The organism is Bradyrhizobium sp. 186 (genome assembly GCF_023101685.1).
In the GTDB taxonomy this organism is placed as follows: domain Bacteria; phylum Pseudomonadota; class Alphaproteobacteria; order Rhizobiales; family Xanthobacteraceae; genus Bradyrhizobium.
Genome location: NZ_CP082164.1, coordinates 9,108,599 through 9,128,065, shown reverse-complemented (window position 1 = coordinate 9,128,065; position 19,467 = coordinate 9,108,599). Strand labels below are relative to the sequence as shown.

12 protein-coding genes and 3 pseudogenes are annotated in these 19,467 nt (G+C 58.0%); 7 read left to right on the top strand and 8 right to left on the bottom strand.

The features are described from left to right. Positions 1–34: 34 nt before the first annotated feature. A complete protein-coding gene (locus tag IVB18_RS43450) occupies positions 35–2,488 on the top strand; it encodes a hypothetical protein (RefSeq protein WP_247986213.1) in 2,454 nt (817 codons plus the stop codon). A gap of 262 nt (positions 2,489–2,750) precedes the next feature. On the opposite strand, the gene IVB18_RS43445 is transcribed toward IVB18_RS43450, so the two are convergent. From IVB18_RS43445 to IVB18_RS43425, 5 genes are all read right to left on the bottom strand, one after another. Continuing rightward, positions 2,751–3,545, bottom strand: a complete 795-nt coding sequence (locus IVB18_RS43445; protein WP_247986212.1) for a hypothetical protein — start codon at positions 3,543–3,545, stop codon at positions 2,751–2,753. A 182-nt stretch (positions 3,546–3,727) separates the two neighbouring features. Further along, the gene (locus IVB18_RS43440; RefSeq protein ID WP_247986211.1) at positions 3,728–4,765 is read right to left on the bottom strand and encodes an MBL fold metallo-hydrolase; all 1,038 of its coding nucleotides are present in this window, start codon (positions 4,763–4,765) and stop codon (positions 3,728–3,730) included. 47 nt (positions 4,766–4,812) lie between these two features. Beyond that, positions 4,813–5,460: a hypothetical protein gene (locus tag IVB18_RS43435; protein WP_247986210.1), complete on the bottom strand. Its 648-nt coding sequence runs from the start codon at positions 5,458–5,460 to the stop codon at positions 4,813–4,815. Then, entirely contained in the window at positions 5,457–7,733 is a 2,277-nt protein-coding gene (locus IVB18_RS43430; protein ID WP_247986209.1) for a Mov34/MPN/PAD-1 family protein, read from the bottom strand. Before IVB18_RS43430 ends, IVB18_RS43435 begins: the two co-directional genes overlap by 4 nt. 15 nt (positions 7,734–7,748) lie before the next feature. Beyond that, positions 7,749–8,942, bottom strand: a complete 1,194-nt coding sequence (locus IVB18_RS43425) for a hypothetical protein (RefSeq protein ID WP_247986208.1) — start codon at positions 8,940–8,942, stop codon at positions 7,749–7,751. 184 nt (positions 8,943–9,126) lie between these two features. On the opposite strand from IVB18_RS43425, the gene IVB18_RS43420 reads away from it, so the two are divergent. The 6 genes and pseudogenes from IVB18_RS43420 (at position 9,127) to IVB18_RS43395 (ending at position 16,166) form a co-directional block, all read left to right on the top strand. Further along, entirely contained in the window at positions 9,127–10,047 is a 921-nt protein-coding gene (locus IVB18_RS43420; protein WP_247986207.1) for a WYL domain-containing protein, read from the top strand. A gap of 52 nt (positions 10,048–10,099) precedes the next feature. After that, complete coding sequence (locus IVB18_RS43415; protein WP_247986206.1) at positions 10,100–10,783, top strand: hypothetical protein; 684 nt, start codon at positions 10,100–10,102, stop codon at positions 10,781–10,783. 858 nt (positions 10,784–11,641) lie between these two features. Continuing rightward, positions 11,642–12,705: pseudogene (locus tag IVB18_RS43410) on the top strand (IS630 family transposase). Continuing rightward, complete coding sequence (locus IVB18_RS43405; protein ID WP_256477131.1) at positions 12,645–13,712, top strand: DUF6035 family protein; 1,068 nt, start codon at positions 12,645–12,647, stop codon at positions 13,710–13,712. Before IVB18_RS43410 ends, IVB18_RS43405 begins: the two are co-directional and overlap by 61 nt. A 34-nt stretch (positions 13,713–13,746) precedes the next feature. Continuing rightward, a protein-coding gene (locus IVB18_RS43400) for an IS5 family transposase (protein ID WP_247986204.1) occupies positions 13,747–14,588 on the top strand; the annotation gives its coding sequence in 2 pieces (ribosomal slippage) (positions 13,747–14,119 and positions 14,119–14,588; 843 coding nt in all). Between the two features lie 111 nt (positions 14,589–14,699). Beyond that, entirely contained in the window at positions 14,700–16,166 is a 1,467-nt protein-coding gene (locus tag IVB18_RS43395) for an RES domain-containing protein (RefSeq protein ID WP_247986203.1), read from the top strand. Positions 16,167–17,472: 1,306 nt separating this feature from the next. Here IVB18_RS43395 and IVB18_RS43390 read toward each other — a convergent pair. The 3 genes and pseudogenes from IVB18_RS43390 to dinB form a co-directional block, all read right to left on the bottom strand. After that, positions 17,473–17,562 (bottom strand): annotated as a pseudogene (locus tag IVB18_RS43390) (50S ribosomal protein L7/L12); the annotation flags it as partial. Between the two features lie 54 nt (positions 17,563–17,616). Continuing rightward, positions 17,617–18,384 (bottom strand): serine protease, encoded by a 768-nt coding sequence (locus tag IVB18_RS43385; RefSeq protein ID WP_247986202.1) that lies wholly within the window; start codon positions 18,382–18,384, stop codon positions 17,617–17,619. Positions 18,385–18,406: 22 nt separating this feature from the next. Further along, positions 18,407–19,449: pseudogene (dinB, locus tag IVB18_RS43380) on the bottom strand (DNA polymerase IV). Between the last annotated feature and the right edge of the window lie 18 nt (positions 19,450–19,467).

Here is a 19,467-nt window from a genome sequence, read left to right as displayed (position 1 = left end):
TGCGCGCGCGACCGGCGCACTAACGCCCGGCGAAGTGCTGGAGCGACAAGCCCTTGAAGCTGAGCTCGACGGGTTGCTCGGCGAGAGCGCGAACCCGGTTTCTGGTGAAAGCACCAGCCGCCGGCTGGCGGCGCTCGGAGACCGTATCGGCGATGCGCTGCGCAACCGGACCGCCCGCCTTGTCAGCTTCGCCGCACTCGACGATTTGCCTGTAACCTATACCCGGGTCAGCGAAGAAGCCCGGATCGATCATCCAGTTCTCGTTCGCTTGCGGCAATCCGCAAGCGATGCCCAGGCAGCTGTCGAGCGCGCCGCCCCAAGCTTGGAAACTGCGGACAAGGCGGTCGTGGACCAAACCGCTGCGATCGCGGAGATCGAGCAGGAGATCGGACTCCTCGAGAACGTGAGGACCGATATCGCCCGGCGCAATCAGCTCGCTGCTCAGATCGATAGGGCCCAAAAGGACGTGGCCGAGGCCGGGACGGTGATAGCCGCCAAACGCGCTGTCTTCGAGCAGGCCGATGCTGCGATCAACCGGCACGGTGACGCAGCGGCGAACGTCGCCAGACTGCGCCAAGAAGCGGAAACGACGGGTGCGCGTTTAGAGTCGTTGCCAACGTTGATGGACCTCGAGGAGCAGGCTGGCAGATTGGCAGCCGCCCTCGCGACCGCACGCGATGCGGCGGCGGTGGCGCGCCGTGATCTTGATTCGCTGACCGCGGAGCGCACGAGCCTCGAGGCCGAGATCGCCGAAGCAGTCCAAGCCCGTGCCGAGGCGGTCCGCCATGCGAGCGCGATCAGCGAGGCTCTTGCCGGACTAGCAAGCCATATCCACGAGGATGACACCAACTGCCCTGTCTGCCGCACCCCATTTGCGTCCGGAGTGCTGAAGTCGCTCGTCGAGACGGCGGCTTCGACGGGCGACGGACAACTGGCTGATGCCGACGAGAAACTGGAGCGACTTCGCGCGCAACATGCCCAGCTCGCGACGTCGATAGCCGCGCGCCAGTCTGTCGTCGATGCGCCGATACAGCGCGAGCGCGACGCCGGCGCGGCGGCGAATGCCCTCGCAGACGCGAGAGCGGCATTGGCCCGGGCTCTTGGAGTCGATGACGCGGCTGATTTGTATGCGATCGTGCATGCGAAGGCTCGCAACGCGACGGCAGTCCTCGCTGACGCAGTGAAAGAACTTGAGCCGCTGGCCGCGCTCGCCGCTCAATACGCTCAGCAACGTGAGACGCTCGCGACCGAACTCGAGGACCTGATTATGCGCGAAAACCAAGCGCTGGGTCAGCTCGATGTCTTCCGTGCCGAAGACAAAGCCTGTGTTGACCGGATCGCAGCGCGAGGGTGGGCGGAGAGCTCGCTCGAACGTGTCAACCAGCGCCTGACTAACCGGCGGGAGGAACTTGAAATCGCACGTGCCCAGCTCACGCGGCTAACCGATGCTGCCGCCGCGACCAAGACAGCGCTCGCAGGATTACGGGCGGAGCTCTCCGGCGCAGAGCGGGAACTTGCCGCAGCGAACTCCTCGCGTAACGCCGCCGAGGCAACGACCCGCGAAATGGTGGCGCGCTGGTCGCGGGCTGGGCTCGACGGGCAACCGAGCCAAGCCATGTTGGACAAGGCGAGGGCCACGCTTGCCGACCTACTCGATGAATTCCGCGCGCTGAGCGAGCGCCAAGTCGTCCTTGCTCGAGACAACGAGAGCACCCTGTTGCATGCGGAGATTGTCCAGGTAGTGGAAGCGATGCGTCAAGCCGGAGGCGAAAGTGGCGTGGCCGATCCGGCGGCCTATCTTGCCGGGCTGCAGGCGAAGACCGACACCGCGCGTGACGCGGTAAAGCTAACTACCGCGACGCGCCTCGCCGTCGGTCGCTATAGCGAGGAACTCAAAACTGAGGCAGATGACTTTGCCAGTCGGGTGCTTGATCCGCTCAACGTTGTCATTGATGATTTCAACGAAGCGATGTTGAGCACGCCGGGCGAAACGATACAATTCAAAGCCGACACCCGCATCGACGCAACCAGCTTCGGCATGGCGCTGCGGTATCGCGATCAGGTCGAGCATGCTATCGAGACTCAAAAGGACTTGCCGCCGCAGTTGGTGTTAAGTGAGGGCCAGCTTGCCGCCAACGGTTTCAGCATCCTGTGTGCAGCTAGCACTGCCTATCCGTGGTCCACTTGGCGTGCGTTGCTCCTCGATGATCCGCTCCAACATAACGACATCATCCATACAGCCGCATTTGTTGATGTCATGCGCAACATGGTAGAGCTAGAAGGATACCAGCTGATCATGTCGAGCCATGATCGGGCAGAAAGCGACTTCATTGCACGCAAGTTCGACGCGGCCGGCCTTCCCTGCACGACGATTCTGCTCACCGCGCCGTCGGACAAGGGCGTAGTCTGGGATCCTCCGCTACGTAACGCAGCGGCGAACCGCATCTTGCGGCAGAGTGCGGACGAGCATCTCTCCGACAGCGCCTAACCCTGGTCGACCGGAAAAACGAGGAACCATTCACCTCCTTCAACCGATTTCGGGCTCCGACGCGAAGCTGGCCATCCGATCGGCGAACGAAAGCCGCACGTATCTGGTGCGGTGGTTCTGATACGTGCTGCAACAATCAAATCTTGTTTGATTTCGATCGCGTTCGTTGTGCTTCAACCATGTCGTTTCTGGTGCGAAAACTGGTGCGGTCCGTGACCAACGAACGAAGTGAGGAAGCGCCTTTTCGTCATTCGTGCACCAGCTACGCCGCCAATCGTCTCCAATCCTCGGCCGGATACATTGCCGCGTAGTTGCGAAGCATAAACCAGCTGTAGGGCGGATCGTATCGGCGTCTGACGGTCTCGCCGGGCGTCCGGCCAAGCGACTCGCAGCAAAGATCGATGCCCCTTCGGGCGCAGTCTTCGATCGCAAGCCATTCCTTTCCATGGTGGTCAGGAATGCAGTCAAGGAAAGACAGGTCGCGAGTTTCAAGCAGCGAGCCTCCCAAAAGAATATGCACACACTTATGGTGCTTCGGACAGAGCCATTGATAGTCGTGGATGGCATCCTCAACTCCGCACTCGAACTGAAGCGCAAGCGGAAACGAGTGATGCGCGTGGGTGACTTCCGGATCATATCCGCATATCAGGCAAGGCTGCGGTCGCTCGCGTATGAAGTTTCTGAATTCTGAACGGGCATTCTGGAGCCAAGCCTTTCGCCGCACGCTGGTTTCGGCCCGCCCTTCAGGGCTGCCAGCTGCCATCAAAATGTCGACTAAGGCGCTGTGTTCCGCCGAGCGGGGTTCCCCACATCGCTCATAGTTAGCGTTAATGTAGCGCGGCACGGGGTCTTCGCGCCGCAGCGGAGCCAACCATGGCTTGATTCCAAGTTCGGCGCAGGCGCTGTAGCGTGCTCGTCCGTCCCAAATCATCCCTTCGTACAGAACGATCGGAAGCCGCTGACCGCGCGCGCCCATGTCTTGCTTTAGGATGCCATAGAGAACGTTGTCCATCGTGGGGAAAGTACGCACAACCGGATGAATCAGAAGCCTTGGCATATGCGAAACTCCGAGCATTAGAGTTCGTCCGAATCGGAAGCGAGCACGTGTTGCGCCACCATCTCGTCGCGGCGGGTCGGACAGACTTGCGCTGGGGGGCCAGGTTTCGAGGACCCCATTTTAAATGCTCCCGAATTTCCGGCAATAATCGACGCGCTAATTCAGCGCGCGAGAGAACTCGGTCAGCGTTTGTTCAGAAATGGCGAAAGAGCACCAAGACCAAGCGCTCTTGATAGCGGATCGTTGCGCTTGTTCAGCAAGCCGAGTGCGTCAAGTCCCGATCCCGGCGCAAATGCTGCCAAACCCGCGCCGAACGAGTTTTGACCAGAGCCAAACAGCGTACTTAGTGCGCCAAATTCTGGCACACGGGCTGGCGTCGGAGGCTTCCGCTGCCAATCTCGCACTTTGACACGTTGTATTGTCCACTGATTGGCGTCTATATCCAACCTCATCGAGCCGTCCTTGCGCGTTGTCGCCACATAGCGCCGTTCGAGGGCGTTATTTGAAAACACTGCTCCGGTACAGCGGCTACGATACCATGCGTTGGTGTCCTGGCTGTCATATTGGTGTTCGTCGTCTGAGATGATCACGAGCTGCGGCTGGATCAAATCGAACAATTCCGTGCAGCATCCGTTTTCCCGACCATGGTGGGAGGCAACAAACACGGTCGTGCCAAGTAAGTCGGCGCGGAACTCCGGTGTGGTCAGTAGCCGCCGCCAGCCCGCCACCTCGAGATCACCGGTGAACACGATCTTGAAGGCGCCGAATTGCACGACTACCGCGAGGCTCAGATCGTTGGTCTTGTTAACAACGCCGGGGATAAAGGACCAAGAATACCATCGGATTTGAACTGGCCCGAAATCCGGCTCGGTAACAACCGGGAAACCTCTCGCACGGGCAAGCCATGCCGCGAAAGCTTTGGCTCCCGGTCCCATTCCGTCCTCTTTAAGCAGCGCAAATTCCCGCGCGCCGATGGTGGAATTCGTGAGAATCCAAGGCAAGTTGCAGTTTTCGATCATCCCCCTGAAATTGCTGAGATGATCTTCGTCGAGATTCGTCAGCGCGAGGAGGTCGATGGTCTCCCCGAAGTAATGTAGCGAAGGAGCCCAGAATGTCTCCTCGCGCCAGCGGTCACCACAATCAATCATCATTCGCCGGCCATTTGGCGCAGTGATGACGGCGCATTGGCCGTGGCCGACATCGAAGATTTCAACACGCATAAAGCAATACCCCTTACGATGATACTATCCGATTCTATTGGACCGCTTCAACGCGACGCAACAGCCAGCGAATTCTGAACCAACCGCATGCCGTAAGCTTTCGCGGCGAGACACATCGAGACGTAGGCCAAAACGAGGAAAAGAGCATAAGTGGCGAGTGTCCTGCCATCCGGGGCGAACCACGCCGCGACCGGCAGCAGCAGGATCATCAGCAGGAAGTTAATTGTTCCTATGTCGCGCGCCGCGAGATATGACTTGTGTGCATCGAGAACGCCGACATCGTCGGCGTGCTTCTTGTATATCGAATAGAACCGCCGATCTTGTTCGGCCGGGTCAGTCGGTAGTGGGCCGTACTTCTTCTGAAGCTTGCTCATATCAACGCGCGAATCCGACGGGCCGATCTTCGTGAAGGCGCGCGAGCCGGGCAGAGGATTCGACCAGCGCCAATGGATCAACCGGTCTCGCAAGTGGGGCGGTATCAAGCCAAGCAAGACAAGCCGGGTTAGCGCGATGAGGCCAAGCGAGATCGAACCCGGCGCCAAAAAAGCTTGCAGCTTCCGCGTCAATTCTGGCTCTGCGAATTGAATGATCGGCAAGGGTTGGAAAACGACGTAAGCGAAGGCTACCGCATGCACGACCAAGGCGGTTCTAATAAGCCAAGCGTTTTGCTCTTTCAGAGATTTTGTCGCGGTCATTCAGATGCCCCCTTGTGCATCAGGCTGTAAAGCCGGGTGGGCGCCGCAATGAGCAGCACAGACGGCGGCGGCCGTTCCATGGCAAGCTTTTTCGCTGTCGCGCGATCGAGCGCGGACGGCCCATGGTCGGCAAGATGCGAATGCCAGGTGCCTACGTCAAACAGCGTGTTGCCGCTTGCGCGATGCCGGGCCGTGATCGCCCCCCTCAGACCTTGTGTTCCGAGCACAAAACACGACGCCGACCGCTCGCTATCGGGCGGAGCATCGATCACATCGACAACCGTTATCGCCTTAAGCCGGGCGCTGCACATTCCGATCAACAGGCCACCGGTTTCGACGGTCGGGTAGAGCGCTGCTTCGGATCGAATTTTCCTCAACACGTTCTGGGATAAGCGGATGGTCCAGCCTTCTGGACCTTCGATATCGACGATCTCAAAAGGTGGAACATCCTGCCGTTGCCACTTTGTATCCGAGGACCTTTCCGCCTTACTGCCGATAATGATCGAGCCTGCGGCAATTGTATTTTGCGTACATCCGACGAACTCTTCGGTCAGCGCCGCAGTCATGGCCGACAAGCGCATGTCGGTCATCGGCATGGTTAGCGCGCCGCATCCTTGCCCGATCTGGACTTCGGACAGTCCGAAAGCCGGGTCAAAGAGCAACTTGCGCAGGCGATCGTCGGTGATGCTGGCGTACAGTTCTGCGACAAGATCGGAAAGGGTCGGATTATGAGACGCGCCTTCGACGAGAAGGAGGCCGCCGTCCCCGCGCCCGAATAGCGCTGCCTCTGCAAGACGGGGTTTGACATCCTTTGTCGGGAGTACAGACAAAGCCTCGCGAACACTGAGAGAGGCGGTTGTGTTAATCGCGTAGCCTGCTTCCTTTGGCAAGATCAATTTGCGCGTTTCTCTCGCCGCAAGGTCCACAACAGCGTCGCCCTGTTGCACCGAGGGCTTTTGGCCGAGCAGCTCAAGTTCCTTCGCAAGCTCCGACGCTTTTGAATTTGCGTATTCAGCGCGCGCAAGAGCGTGCCGCGCCATATTGTGAGGGCGCAGAGAGCCATTGTCGCTTACGGCAGAAATCGTGGTGCCCGATCGCGCGAGATGCATGGCCATTTTCGATCCGACGCTACCGCACCCGATCATGGCGACCGGCAGCACTACCGGCGCACCAGAAACATTGCGCAGCAACATTGGGTTCGTTGCGTCGATGTGCATCATAGGCGCGACCGACTCATCATCTCCGGCAGCGAGCAGCGACGAACGCTGTTTCATCGCCCGGATGTCGAGGACATAGGGAAGCAATTCGATGTTCGATTGCGACCCAACCAGTAAGGTAGGGCGGCGTGCGCACAGAACGATACCGACGGGTATGGGCACCTCAAGGTTAAAACCCTGAAAGCACCGTTCGAGATTGTCGAGAAAAACACGCAGCGCCCGGCCGCAGTGTAGTTCGTCCGCCCGCTCCAGCAGCCGACGGTAGCCGTCAACTGTTTCGGGCATGTACGAACCGGCCACCAAATCCGCGCCAGTCGCCAATTTATCGGGCCAAATAAGGCAGCACACCGTATCGCCGGACCATAGGCCGTTTCGTTTGCGGCGTACGAATAATTCGTTGTCGTCTCGTTTGAGAGGCACTGGTTCTTGAGTGACATTCAGCCATGTCCAGGCGTCACGGCAGGTCAGAGATTCGTCTGCGCTTGATCGCAAAAAATCAGCTTTGAGTACGCGATATCCGCCATTGTGATCTACTGCCGCGCGACAAGCCTCGGCGTCAATTACGATGACATCAGACAAATCGCGGCGCAGCGTCGGCTCCCAGCCTCGGCCGTGGTGAATCAATGTGCCTTCCGCCGCGCGCTGGAGCCATAGAACTAGCTGATGCACGAGATGGAAAACGCCGAGTTCGACGAGTCCGAACTGAAAGAAATACTCGCGCTGGCTGCCGTCGACAAGGCAGGGGCGCGGCAGTTGGGTCAAAGGCCCAGGTTGCAGATGTGGAAGATCCCGCGGAAAGTCGGAGCGCAAATAAAAGGAAGGCGACGACCAAGGGTAGGTCGGCCATAGTTTTACAGTGACCGTTTCGGTCGTCCGTATGCCATTGGGGCTCGCGCCATCAACCTTGTAGTCAATCGGCATTTCGACGTTAAGGTCGAGCTCGATCAGGCAGCTTCTGTCGTCCACCTTAATAAATCTTCCCGCACGGCACTCCGCATGGGTTCGGGCTGCCAGCAGAAACTGCTCGCCGTGGCTGCGAAGCTCATCTTCGGTCATGCCGCGATCCGCCTACTATTCGTCCCGACGTCCCTGCGCTGATCCGTGAGGGCGCGCATGCGATGCGGTAGAGCTGATGCCAAGCGCGGGCGCCGCGAGCGCCGCAGCCGTGCCGATCTTCCGGACGATGCCGCTGGATTTTACCTCAAACGTAAGAGCCAGCTTTTTTTCCGCCCAATATTCGTCGGTACAGAAAAAACGGTCGGCATCATCATCGAGGATATCGACATATTCCCGCTTGGCGCGTTCGTGCGGCGGATTATCGTCGTCGGCCTTGATGGGCTTGCAGCTCGCGACAATGATCGCGCCTTTGCGCGTCTGCGAAAGGGCATTTCGCGCGTCACTATCCACTTTGACTTTCTCGCCCAGCTCACTCCAGCGATCAGAACTCAGGCTGCGCCACGAGCAATGGTGGGGCGGCACCGTGATGTCGTAAGTGAACCAGTCGGAATTGGTCTTCCCATGGTACTTCCACAAGCGTTTCCAGATTTCGACTTCGGCGTCACCGCCTGTCAGATACCGGCAACGATCGCTGATGCCACCGCCCCTGAGAGAGAAGCGAAGGATTACTGACGACTGATTGTGCCGTAGAGTCTCCTCGTCATCTTCGTCTTCGGGTGGCAACGGTGCGAGAAGCCTTGCCTCAAATGCGCCGTCGGCCAGACGATTGCAGGCACTAAGCGTTTCATTGAGCTTGATGACGATGTCGAGAATATCGTCGGTCTTGCCGTCAACATCTTCGCCCAGGATCAAAATGCGGTCGCCTTCGGCGGTTGACGAGCCTTTTTCACGGAAGAGCGCGACACGTCGCCGTGCTTCCTTGGCCCAGGCCTTGGCGTCTTCGCACAGACTTTCTCCGTTTGCATCCGCCCGCCGGAAAACGACCGGCGATGACCACATCTCGCGGATCAGGATTTTGTCGTCGTTTTCCTTCCACTCTTTCGGCGGCCCAAGATGGAAGTGATTGCGCAGCCCGGTGATATGGTCGGAGTGCGGATGGCTCAAGAGGAAGCCGTCAACATAAAGTCTACCGGCATCGTCGCGCTTGAGCCGCCCTCTCAAATCTTCGGCGACGTTGGGAGTTTCGTGGTCTTCGTCGTCCGCGTCGGCACGGATATTAATGTCGATCAGCAGGTTTTGGCCGTTATCAAGACATACGAGAGTCATGTCGCCGTTAGAAACGGGAAAGAAGGTAATGGAAGCAGTCATGTGATGCGTCCTGGTTCTCAACTTGTTGATGTTCCCTAGATGTTCCCACCCAGACGGCGTCTTTTCCGAAAGGCGAGGTTGCCGCCCCTCGCGTCCATCCATAAGATATGGGAACACAGCGAACGTTAGTCAAGTAACTAGACGTGTTTTTATGTGTAGAATCGAGTTTCTAGGAGGATTTGGGATGGAGGACGGTGGCGAACAGTTGCGCTGGGGGGTTCGCCGACGTCTTGAGTTCATCGATTTCCGCCTCTTTTGGGATGGTCGCTTCAATCGAAGCGATTTGGCGGACACATTCGGCATCTCGACGCAGCAAGCGTCCGCCGACATCGCTCAATATGAAAAGTTCGCCGCCGGAAACCTGCACTATGACAGGGCGGAAAAGGCGTACACGCGCGCGGAGGCGTTTTCGCCCGCCTTCATCGGCGAGACGATCGAGCGCTATCTGCTGCAGCTGGTCGCAATCGAAAACCGTTGGATGCGGCCGGAGGACACTTGGTTTGACGCCATCCCGCCAGTCGAGGTGCTGACACTGGGTCGGCGACCGACCGATCCGACCGTGCTCTTGCGTGTGCTCGATGCCATCCGCAGGAAATCAGAGATCGATATCGAATATGCGTCGCTGACAGGCTCTATGCAGCCGTCACGGACCATTGCCCCTCACGCGCTCTCACACAGCGCCGGCCGCTGGTACATCCGCTCCTGGTCGCGGGATCACAACGATTTTCGAGACTACAATCTCAACAGAATCGCGTCCGTGACCAACCATCGGCCGGCGTCGGTCGATCCGGCGCTGGATTTCGAATGGGTTCACATCATTAATCTTGTGATCCTGCCAAATCCAGGTCTGAGCGCCGAGCGTCAAGCCGCCATTGCCGCGGAGCACGGAATGACGGACGGCCACCTCATTCGACCCTGCCGCCTCAGTCTCAGCTTCTATCTGATGAGCGAATACAATCTGGACGTTGAACCCGGTGTCCTGAAACCAGAAAAGCAGCAGATCATTTTGCAGAACCGAGACGAGGTGACTCAGGCTCGCGCCATGTCGCGAAAGATGTCGATTGAAGCTCTCGCAAGAACTTCAGCATCCCGGTCTTCGACATGATCAGACTCGGGCACCAACGTCTGCTGCTTTCTCTCGAGGGTTTTCGGCCACCATGGTGGTAATCGCAACTCTACTGTTCGGGAGCCTCGCGCGTGCCGATCATGCGGAAGGGTCCGACACTGATCTTCTTATGGTGAGCCTCGACAGGGAAACCCGTCACGTTTCTGTCGGTCATCTTTCGCTTTTTTTGTATCCATGGAATCAACTGCAACATGATGCGCGCGACGGCGACCTGTTCGTCTGCCATTTGACGCGGGAGGCAAAGCCGCTCATCGATCCGGACAATTGCCTCGCGAAGCTTCAATCCGCTTTCCAATTCCGATCGAGCTATCAAGGCGAGATTGATCGAGCCAGAGACTTCGGGATGTATCTCGCCCGGTTCGGTGACGAACTCAACTCAACCCTGCTGACTAAGCGTGCGCTGTGGTGCATCCGCACGATCCTCATCGCTCGAAGTGCTGAACGGCGCGATCCCGTTTTCGCGCCGCAGCGGCTTGCTGAGAATACGCAATCGGCTGCGGCCCGCGACCTTCTGATTAACCGGCATATCCATCGCGAAAGCGCGGCGGTACGACAAAATCTGCTTAGCTTTCTCGAAGAAGAGACGCAGTCGAACGGGGTCCTTGACACTGCGGACCGAGCGCATTTCATCGAGAGGTTCGATGCGACCTCAAACAGGGTAGCATTGCAGACGCTCCGGCAGGAGCAAGAAAGCCGAGCGGGCTATTTTGGATGACGCGCCTCCTCTGGGGTCTGCATGAAAGATGGTAGCTGGCATTTCGCGCTGGACTGCTCGTCGGAGGACACCCAATGCAATATGCGCTCGTAGGTGGAACGCGAAGTGAAGCCTCACCCGGCGCCGGAGGGACGTGTCCAACCTGTGGGGGGGCAATGGTCGCGAAGTGCGGCCCCCGCGTCGTGCACCATTGGGCGCATGCCGGTCGACGAAACTGTGATCCTTGGTGGGAGAACGAGACGCCATGGCATCGAGAGTGGAAAAGTCTGTTCCCCCCAGAATGCCGTGAGATCTGCCATACTGCTCCAAACGGCGAGATCCATCGATCTGACATCAAGACTCCAACCGGTATCGTTATCGAAGTGCAGCATTCAGCAATGTCGGATGGGGAGCGGCTATCGAGGGAGGCGTTCTACGGCAATCTTATCTGGATCCTTGATGGCAAGCCGTTCAGGTCCAATTTTGACCTTTACCACGAGCTTCCCGACCCTCGATCCCAACTAGCCCAGGACATCGTTTGGACTAAGGCGGGCAGGCATATGAACGGCGCGAATGCCGGAATTTTTGTCCGGCTGTCGGAATGCCGAAAGGAGTATCCCGAGCGAGTGATTCGCTCATTGCGATGAGCAAGGATGATTATCAGGTTCTCCGGCGCACAGCGACGCGGGCGCAGCTCGACAAGAAAGCACGTTATGTCTGCGCGAAATGCGGACATGCCGTCTATGCTCCGCGCGAAGGCCGGACTGGCCACCCGTACTGGAAACACCACCCAGGTGCACCACAAGTGTGTCCCCGGTGGACGGGCACGCCGGCTAGCACCCACTTTTCTTGGATCGTGAGTCGTGATTCAAGATATGGATGATCCCCGAAGCAAGAGAAGTCCACCTTTCGCGGAAAGATCGCAAGGTGCTTGAGGCGTGTTGTCGCTCGCCGGTGACGTTGCAGCGCGATGTGAAGCGAGCGCGGATCGTTCTGTTGGCGGCGGATGGGCGCAGCACCCGCTCGATCGCCAAAGAAGTCGGAGTCCAGCCGCGGATTGTCAGCCTTTGGCGGCACCGCTATGCCGATCATGGCCTTGAAGGGCTGCAAGACAAGCCGCGGCCCGGCAAGCAGCCGATCTATACGAAGGTCACCGACAAGCGGATTCTGAAGCTGCTGGATAAGCCGGCCCCGCAAGGGTTTGCGCGCTGGACTGGCCCTCTGCTGGCCGAGGCGCTCGGCGATGTTGACGTCCAATATGTTTGGCGGTTCCTGCGCAGCCACAAGATTGACCTCGCGGCTCGCAAGTCTTGGTGCGAGAGCAACGACCCGAACTTTACGGCCAAAGCCGCCGATGTTGTCGGCCTCTACGTCGCCCCGCCCGCGAAGGCCATTGTGCTATGCGTGGACGAGAAGCCCTCGATCCAGGCCTTGGAGCGAGCGCAGGGTTACCTGAAGTTGCCCAATGGCCGCGCCTTGACCGGCCAGAGCCAGTTACAAGCGGCATGGCACGACAACGCTGTTTGCGGCGCTTGAAGTCGCCACCGGAAAGATCATCGCGACGCATTCAAAACGCCGTCGCCGCGTCGAGTTTCTCGACTTCATGAACAGTGTCGCCGCGGCCTTTCCGGGCCGAAAGCTTCACGTCATCCTCGACAACCTCAACACCCACAAGAAGAACGAGCCCTGGCTCAAGGCCCACCCCAACGTGCAATTTCACTTCACGCCGACAAGCGCGTCCTGGCTCAATCAGGTCGAGGTCTGGTTCTCGATCTTGCAGGGGCAGTCACTTAGCGGCACCTCCTTCACAAGCCTCAGCCAGCTTCAGGAACCACATCGATGCCTACGTCAACGCCTACAACGACAAAGCCGAGCCCTTCGTCTGGACCAAGAAAAAGGTCCGTCAACGCCGTTTCAAAGGCCGCCGTATCACTCAGCTCTGATTCCGAGTACTAGTGTCGATATAATTAGCGCGCAGCAATTTGATGGCGCGCAGGAAAGCCCGCTCCATGCAAAAATCAAGCATATCGTCGGTGAGTTGTTAGCAGACGACCATCGCACGACGGCAGGAAGTGTCGTTGTTGACGAGTATCTTATCCAAGGAAATGGGCGACGGCGCCCGGACGTACGCGCGATCTATGACGGCTTGCCACTCGTCGTGGAGGTCCAACTTTCCACCACGCAGATCCCCATCATAGTGCAACGGGAAGACTTCTATGAGAACGCATCCATTCGCCTAATGTGGCTCACCTGGAATTTCGAGCCGCCCACGAACGGCCGGCTACTTAGTTCATTTGAGGACATTTTCTACTCTCACGATAAAAATCTGTTCTCAATGGACGACGAAACGATTGCCCTCTCGAAAGAGAAGCAGGACGTAATTTTGCGCGCGTTCTGGATGAATGGAGACGCATGGCTCTCGAAACTAGCCACCCTTTCGGACTTAAACTGGAACGACGGGGGGCGCGCAAACTTGGTGCCGTCGAGGCCGCCTTGGCATCACGACTTTCTCTCGCGCTGGCGCGGTGCGCTCGGCGAAAAAGGCACGAAATGGAAAGAGCGCGAGGCCCTCTTTAGCGAACTTGTCGCCAAATTGAAGCTTCCCGGTGACGTCGATGAGCTGCACGCGCTCGACGTGGATGCATTGATCAACTGCATGCTCTCGTTGGTCGACGGCCGGCCGGTCGGGTCACGACAGCAGAATCTTGTCGAAGTGCTAAACTCCTTCCTTAATGTCGAGCGACGACAACGTTATGTGCGTCTTATCCGTACTTTCGCTCGACTGACCAACAAGGAGGCTGTCTTTGAGGTCCAGAGTATTCGCAACAAGATCGTCAAAGCACGCGCAGTGGCACAAGATGATCGCGAAAGCGTTTCAGGTAAGATTGCGCTTGCCCTGTTCCCTCAGTGTCTGTCCGGGAACATCTTGAATCATCGGAATCATTTGTGATTCAAGGGTGGCAGTCCGATTCGAAGGGGCGCCCATGTGGACGAAGGAGAACCGCGGTCGTTACGACCGAAGCCGGCTACGCTATCCAAGCGATTTGACTGATGAGGAATGGGCGTTGGTGGGGCCGCTGATTGCGCCAGCCAAGCGAGGCGGCAACAAGCGCACGGTCGATGTGCGCGAGGTGATCAATGGCCTGATGTATGTGCTGAGCACCGGTTGCCAATGGCGAGCGATCCCGAAGGACCTGCCGCCACGCAGCACGGTGCACGACTATTTTGACTTGTGGGCTTGGAACGGCACGCTCGATCGCATCCATCACGCGCTCTATGTACAATGTCGAGAATTGGCTAACCGAGAACCCAGCCCGAGCGCCGCCATCATCGACAGTCAAAGCGTCAAGAGCGCGGAAAAAGGGGGGCGTGGATCGACCCGCATGGCTACGATGCGGGCAAGAAGATCAAGGGCAAGAAGCGCCACATCCTAGTCGATACTCAAGGCTTGCTGCTCCACGCCCTCGTGCATTCGGCGGACATCCAGGATCGTGACGGTGGGGTGCTGGTGATGGCCACGCTGTTTGGCCTGCATCCATTCCTGCTGAAGCTCTATGCTGACGGCGGCTATCAGGGGCCGATCTTTCAGTCCGCCGTTCGCAAAATCCTCCGGCAAATCGACGTCGAGATCGTCAAGCGCTCCGATACAGCAAAGAGTTTTGCGATCTTGCCCAAGCGATGGATCGTCGAACGCACCATCGCCTGGCTCAACCGCTGCCGCCGTTTGGCCAAGGATTGGGAGTGCCTCAACCGAAAGGCATTGGCGTTCTTGCGCCTCGCCTCAATCCGCCTCATGCTGCGAAAGCTCTGCCAAAAAACAGCATGATCCCGGACAGACTCTCAGATATTCTCTTCAGCAACTAGTTGAACGCTGAAGGGGGCAGACCGCTCGCGAGGCAGCGACTTAGCAAGCGACAGCGGAGTAGGTAGGAATATCGTGCATTCCGAAAATATTGATGAACTCAAAGCTAAGCACATTTGCTACTCTTGCATTGGAGAGCAGTATCTAAGTGACGAAGTTCGAGCAAAAGGGAAACGGGCCAAGTGCAGCTATTGCAAAAAGGCGCGTCGCGCCTTCAGCCTTGGCAAGGTCGCCGAGCGTGTGGCGACTGCGTTCGAGCAACACTACTATCGAACTTCCGATCAGCCGAACGACTACGAACATATGCTCCAGCGCGATAAGGAGCTGAGTTACGAATGGAACCGACATGGCGAAGATGTCGTGTACGCGATTCAAAACGCCGCAGAAATTTCTGATGACGCTGCTCAGGACGTCCAGTCAATCCTGGAGGACGAACATGGCGATTTCGACAGCGCGGCTATGGGCGAGGAGACTGAGTTCGCAAGCGATAGCTACTATCAGGAGAGAAAGGTTAGCGATGCCGCCTGGCGCGAGGAATGGCGTCGGTTCGAGAATTCTCTCAAGACAGAGGCACGTTTTTTTAGCCGCACTGCAGCTGCCCATCTAGCCGCAATCTTCGACGGGGTCGACGATTTGCAGACGCGGCAGGGGGAGCCTCTTGTCGTTGATGCAGGGCCCGGAACGGGTTTCCATACACTTTTTCGCGCCCGGGTCTTTCAGTCCGAGAACAGACTAGAGGTGGCGATGTGTCGGCCCGATCAGCAGCTCGGGTCGCCGCCTGCGCTGTTGGCCGCCGCAGGTCGCATGAACGCGAGCGGCATTTCCGTATTCTACGGTGCCAATGATCCCAAGGCCGCCATCGCCGAGGTGCGGCCTCCGGTTGGAAGTAAGGTTGCCGTCGCGCAATTCGAAATCATCCGAAATCTTCGGCTGCTTGATCTGACGGCGCTCAAGAATGTGCAGATGCGCGGAAGCATCTTCGATCTCGAATTTGAGCGCCGCTTGGAACGAGCGCAATTCCTGAAATCTCTAAGTAGCCGTATCACTCAACCAGTCATGCCCGACGACGAGTCCTTTGAGTATCTGGCAACGCAGGCCGTCGCCGATTTTCTAGCAACTGAATCCTCGGTACCTATCGACGGCATCATCTTTCCGTCGGTTCAAGTCGCCGGAGACGTGCTCAACGTCGTGTTATTCCACAAGGCTGCGCGGGTCGAGGCGATGGAAATCCCAAACGGTACTGAAATCAGGGCCAGTACGGGGCACAGCAGCGCGGAGGGGTGGGAAGACGATTACTCGGTCATCGAGGAAACGCCGCCGGCGTTAAAGGCGGATGAAAAACAGCAAAAGACACCGGCGTGGCCGGATTCTGCCATGCCAGCATTAGCGGGGACAGAGGTTGATTCCGATCCGCGCAAGCCGAGTCTTCGTGTGATGCCAGATAGCGTTTGCGTGAACCATGTGGAGGGCGTCGTCTTTAAGACTGATGAATATCGAGTCCGTCGTTCCCGCTGGGAGAAGAATGATCGATCGCCGTTCTGAACTCAAATGTCGGTATGATAATTGTGGTTCTGATGCGCGAGAGCGTCCGCCGTGAGATGCGGGTTCGAATGTCGATGCGAGCAGGATCATACGCTAGGCGCGCCAATGCCTGCAATTCATGGGGTCATTATCATTCTTCAATCCGTGGCCACGGTTCGGGCAGGCCGATAATGTCGGCGAACCGTTCTCCCTTACGGAACACCCACTTATCGCCGTCCGCTTCAAACCGGTTCATCTCTCGTAACGCGTCTGGAATAGGATTGACCGCCCAAGGGTTAACCGCGAGCACCGGCTGCCATTTCTCCTCTCTCAGTTTCCACAACCCTGTTTCAGGCAATAATAGAATTCCGCTCACATACTTGTTCCGCGGACCGTTCGGCCCATGCCAGAATCCATTCTTTCCGCGGACGATATAAGCCGTGCCGTCTTCGAACTGCACGATTTCATCGCCAAAGACAGCGTCGGTAAGTGCTGAATGGATCGAGTCCTTGTTGAACAGCTGGTTCTTTCCGTCCGCGACAGCGATTAGATACGGCTTTTCGAGCGCCCCGTACCTACGAGACTTTTCGTGCAGTGCATCGCGGAGATCCTTGTGCGGGGCGATAACACCCCCTCGCATTTGAGCGACTCCGATCGCCTCTGTCGGCGGGTTGGGGTCGCTGCCGCCCGAGTAGAGATCGAGCTCAATAATCCAGTCTCCCGCGGTGAATGTCTTACTGATCTCTTTGGTCTTTGCTACCTCGGCGTTGTCGCGCGCCCAGCGTTCGACGTCACCGACGAGCGGCCGCAATGGCGGACTACTCTTGCCTGCGCGCGCTAATCTGTATCCAAGGATCGACCCGGCTGGAATTGTGGCCCCGTTTATTGCGTTGTAGATTGGGTTTTCTCTGTTCTTCTCAGCTGCTTCTGTGGCCGGCGGATTGACGGTCGTTACCTCTACGTATGCAACTGTCCCGTCTGTCTGGTCGATCGCAGCAAAGTCGGGTCGCTTCGTTGAACCGGAAACCTGCGGATGCGGTGTGGCGCGGTAACCTGAGCCAACGATGAAGGCATTGGTCGACAGCTCGGATAGCGCCGCCCCGAACTCGCGATCTCCTCCGTAACAGATGCGGGTAATCAGCTCGGCGCGATCACTCGCGGACATCCGCGCCAACCAGCCGTTCACGACCGATCTCAGTTCGCTGTAGCCAGGGCTTGCACTGCTATCGTAAAAATCAAAAAGCTGCTCACCACGACGCAACGGGTCTGTCCGTGTTCTCTCGCGATCTTCGAACAGGACCAATTGCTCTTCACGCTCGGCGGTGCTCCACTTCGCTTTCAGCATTTTTGCCAGTTCGGCGGCTTCGCTGATCGTGAGTGTCGAGAGATCGTCAACTATCTTCTGAATATCCGCCATTGAAAGTCTCGATCCATTGCTGCAGTTGTCAGCGCGACAGATATGGGAAACAGCTTATTCGTCCTTGACGTTGCCCGCGATGATTTCGTCGATCAACGAGCCGTCCCATACCAGCCCGATCTGGGCTTGATGCGGATGATCTGTCGGCATGCGACCCGAGTACACGCCAATGAATTTGTTCAGCGGCGTATCGACGAGTGCAACAACGCCCGGATCGACCATATGGTTTGTCCAGCTTCGCCGAATCACAGGCGCTCCGGACATGCCGGGACGCGAGGCAGTATCGACCAGCATGTAGTCGGTCGTAAGCCGGGCGAGTGCGGGCTCCGACGCGATGCTTCCCCTCTTCCAGACGGGATAGGCAGGCGGTGAGATTTTAAAAGGGTAACCGAGGATAAATACCTCCATCCCGACCTCGATGCGAAGCGCGGCGTTGGCCAGGATGTTGAGCGGATACAGGGCGATGGTCAGCCCTTCTTGCTTGAATGGAATCGGCAAAACCGCGATGTCCACCCGCCTGCTGGGATGTACCAGCCAAAGCGGCCTATCATTTTCGTCTCTGATTTTGATGTCCAACCTCTGCTTTTCAAACGATCCAGTGCGGATGTTGAACAGCGTGCGCAGGATGTTTGGCCGGCCCGCATCTTTTCTCAAATTCGCCCGAGTGAAAAAATCGCACATCGTCAGCACGTGCCAATTGGTCACGAGGTAGTGTTGATCTCCAATCTTCCACGTGAATCCAGTGCCCTGACCGAGTGGCATATGGTCGAAGTACTGCTCGATCGGGACGGTCGTCAGTGTAAACTGATCCAGTTGCGTCATCGCGGGTCTCACATAGGCTCAATTAAAGCTGTTGGAAAAGCGGCATCTGCGGCGGTATGACGTTCTCGCAGATAAAGCCGGAAATCGAAACTCCCAGGAGCCTGACCGCTTTCTTCATCGGGAATAGAGCTTCAACAGCTCAGCCGACGCACCCTCCAGCTCGCTGCGGCTGCCGACCGCGCCGGTCACCGTCCGGCTCCGGGTGATCAGTTCAAAATCGGCGAACTTCACCTTTAGAGTCACTGTCCGGCCCCGCGTGCCTTTGTCTTCGCAATGTTGCCAGACCTTGTCGATCAGCGGCTGCAGTTCAGACAGCATCGTCTCGAACTCGGTGAGGTCGCTCAAGAAAGTGTTTTCAGCGCCGACGGATTTCCGGATCCTGTCGGCGCGGACCTCACGATTGTCGACGCCTCTCGAGATCCAATAATAGTAGCTTCCGGCCTTGCCGAAGTTGGCTTGCATGAATTCGAGCGACTGATTGCGCATGTCGAGACCGGTGTTGAGACCGAGGGAGTTCATCTTGGCGCTGGTCGCCGGCTCGATACCGTGAAACTTGCCGACGGGGAGGACTTCGACGAACGCCGGCCCGATCTCCGGCGTGATGACGTACTGGCCGTTCGGCTTACGGTAGTCGGAGGCGAGCTTCGCGAGAAACTTGTTGTAGGAGATGCCGGCTGAAGCGTTGAGGCCGGTTACCTCCTTGATCTTCGCACGGATCGCGAACGCGACGTCCCGCGCGAGCGAAATCCCCTGCAGGTTTTCCGTGACGTCCAGATAGGCCTCGTCCAGCGACAACGGTTCGATGATCGCCGTGTGCTCTGCAAAGATCTCGCGGATCTGCTGCGAGACCGCCTTGTACGCCTCGAAACGCGGCTTCACGAAGATCAGGTCTGGGCATTGCCGCTTCGCGGTCACCGATGGCATGGCCGACCTGACGCCGAACTTGCGCGCTTCGTAGCTGGCCGCCGCCACGACGCCGCGTTCCCGGGATCCGCCGACGGCGACCGGCTTGCCGCGGAGATCCGGATTGTCCCGCTGCTCGACGGATGCATAGAAGGCGTCCATGTCGATGTGGATGATCTT

Bases quoted from the DNA above. Each gene is read 5' to 3' on its own strand.
- IVB18_RS43445 (WP_247986212.1), bottom strand. From the start codon at position 3,545: ATGCCAAGGCTTCTGATTCATCCGGTTGTGCGTACTTTCCCCACGATG.
- IVB18_RS43440 (WP_247986211.1), bottom strand. From the start codon at position 4,765: ATGCGTGTTGAAATCTTCGATGTCGGCCACGGCCAATGCGCCGTCATC.
- IVB18_RS43435 (WP_247986210.1), bottom strand. From the start codon at position 5,460: ATGACCGCGACAAAATCTCTGAAAGAGCAAAACGCTTGGCTTATTAGA.
- IVB18_RS43430 (WP_247986209.1), bottom strand. From the start codon at position 7,733: ATGACCGAAGATGAGCTTCGCAGCCACGGCGAGCAGTTTCTGCTGGCA.
- IVB18_RS43425 (WP_247986208.1), bottom strand. From the start codon at position 8,942: ATGACTGCTTCCATTACCTTCTTTCCCGTTTCTAACGGCGACATGACT.
- IVB18_RS43420 (WP_247986207.1), top strand. From the start codon at position 9,127: ATGGAGGACGGTGGCGAACAGTTGCGCTGGGGGGTTCGCCGACGTCTT.
- IVB18_RS43415 (WP_247986206.1), top strand. From the start codon at position 10,100: ATGGTGGTAATCGCAACTCTACTGTTCGGGAGCCTCGCGCGTGCCGAT.
- IVB18_RS43385 (WP_247986202.1), bottom strand. From the start codon at position 18,384: ATGACGCAACTGGATCAGTTTACACTGACGACCGTCCCGATCGAGCAG.